Origin of the sequence: Urechidicola vernalis (genome assembly GCF_031846385.1) — a bacterium.
Taxonomy (GTDB): domain Bacteria; phylum Bacteroidota; class Bacteroidia; order Flavobacteriales; family Flavobacteriaceae; genus Urechidicola; species Urechidicola vernalis.
Window position 1 is genome coordinate 1 of the sequence record NZ_JAVRHV010000016.1, and the last position, 2,272, is coordinate 2,272.

The window sequence follows — 2,272 nt, forward strand, 5'->3', positions numbered from 1 at the left end:
AACGTAGCGTGCAAAAAAAAACGCTTATTTTTCGGATTAACACAAAGTCAAATTTTTATATTTTGTTTTTATCTTATCATTTTTAAAAGCCAAATTTAAAAATTTGGCGGTCTTTGCAAATAATTACGAACCTTTCGTAAAGCATATAATAGCTATGTTTTATACACGTTGTTGGGTGCAGTTATATTTATCTTTTCTGATAATGCTAATAAACCTAAGATTGGTCCTAATGCTAATATAGTATAAATATACGTTGAGTTCATTGAACCCTGCAATAGATTGAGAAGCTGGATGCTGATTATTGTAATTGAGAAACCAATACAATTTACAATAGTAAGTGCAGTCCCTTTTATTTCTGCTGATGCATTTTGAGCCACTAGAGTTGAGAAAAGAGGTGAGTCAGCTATGACTACCATTCCCCAAAAAATAAGAAAACCAATAAACAAGCTTTCAGATTCAGTCACAAAGACTAACGGTGAAACGAGGCAACACCCACATGATAAGATTAATGCCATACGTGCTATTTGTTTAACTCCTGCAGCTTGCGCGAGATATCCACCTAGTACACAGGACAATCCACCTACTCCAATAATTATGAAAGACAATATCGAGATATTGAATGTTACTTCAGGATGTTCTACGCTATAAGTCTTTAATATGATAGGGACAAAGGTCCAAAACGCATATAGTTCCCACATGTGGCCAAAATAACCGAAGGCTGCAGAGCGAAATTTCCGATTCCGAAATACGTTAAAAAAAGCTGATATGTTTAATTGATTTCCAGGTTTTCGGTATGGACCATCGGGAACCATTATTAGCATTAATAATCCACCTATTACAGCAAGAGATGAAGTGAGGATGAGCACAGATTTCCATGGAAATGCTTCAGTTATTTCCTTTGCTAGATGAGGGAATGCAGTACCAATAACCAATGCGCCAACTAAAAAGCCAAGTGACTTACCTAGTCCTTTTTCATAATAGTCAGCCGCTATTTTCATTCCAACTGGGTATATACCAGCTAGAAAGAAGCCAGTAATAAAACGAAGTGAAAGGATACTTACTAAACTGTTACCCTCATATATTACCCCAACATTGAATATTGAACCAAGTAAAGCACAAGTTAAAAACACTTTTGATGGTGAAAAACGGTCAGCAATAGTCAAAATTGCGAAAATCAAAGTACCCAAAATAAATCCGAATTGTACGGCAGATGTTAAGTGACCTAGAGCATTGGCTTTAAGATTAAAACCTACTATAAGTTCGCTCATCACACCATTCCCCGCAAACCAAAGTGATGTGCAACAGAACTGAGAGATCACGATTATCGGAAGTATTAACTTAGTCTGTTTCACCCATAGTTTTTTCAATTGCACCCAACGGTCTTGTGTATGAAACGTAGCGTATAAAAAGGTGCTAACTTTTCTGATGAACACAGAGCCAGAGCCCAATTTTTATGTTTTGTTTTTAAATTTTCTATTCTAAAAGCCAAATTTAAAAATTTGGCGGTCTTTGTAAATAAGTACGAAACTTAAGATTAAGCACTTATAAGCTATGTTTTATACACATTGTTGGGTGTTTGTTTTTCAAAATGTAAAATGTCTGTAGCATTTAAGTTTTACGTTAAGTGTTTCTTAATCATATTAGTCCAGTATAATATTAAAAACAGTATTGATGGCAGAAGAAAAAACATAGCGATTCCAGAAGCTAAAAGTGAAGCTGCATTCCCAGATCTATCAAAACTGCCAAATGCATCGCTATATGATAAGGAAGCAACTAATACTGTAATAATATAGATTCCTTGAAATGTTGAATAGATATATAAACCATTTAACTTTCTCTGTATCATCATAATTGCTCCTGTCAAAGTCCCAATTGATGAACCTGCATAAATCCATCCGCGTATATAATTACTCTCTCCATCCATCATAGAAACCATTTCGTATAAATAAGCTCTGCCAATTGTAAATACCGAGCCTATTATCGTTAAAACACACAAAACAATTAAAAAAGATGCATTGCTTTTTTGGTGGATTATATTATTGGTTCTTTGGTCTTCACCACAAGTGGGGCAGAAATTAGTTTCCCCATCCATTTGCTGATTACATCTCTTACAATTAGTCATATTTTATAAAGCTTTAAATTATTATTGTGCATAGAATGTTGTTTTTAACTTACACCCAACAGACCTGCTAAACGGAGTTCTGTGTTTTAAGAGTAAATATAAAAAATTTGAACAACTATTATCGAAGTATTGGACTTCCTATTAAAGTTC

At 34.2% G+C, this 2,272-nt stretch carries 2 protein-coding genes; both read right to left on the reverse strand.

The window, feature by feature from the left end; all coding sequences use genetic code 11:
- Window positions 1-152: 152 nt before the first annotated feature.
- Window positions 153-1,352, reverse strand: coding sequence for an MFS transporter (locus tag RM519_RS13895; protein ID WP_311594431.1), 1,200 nt, complete (start codon window positions 1,350-1,352; stop codon window positions 153-155).
- A gap of 263 nt (window positions 1,353-1,615) precedes the next feature.
- Window positions 1,616-2,122 (reverse strand): hypothetical protein, encoded by a 507-nt coding sequence (locus RM519_RS13900; RefSeq protein ID WP_311594432.1) that lies wholly within the window; start codon window positions 2,120-2,122, stop codon window positions 1,616-1,618.
- Window positions 2,123-2,272: the final 150 nt, after the last annotated feature.

Coding starts and splice junctions, on each gene's coding strand:
- RM519_RS13900 (WP_311594432.1), bottom strand. CDS start 2,122: ATGACTAATTGTAAGAGATGTAATCAGCAAATGGATGGGGAAACTAAT.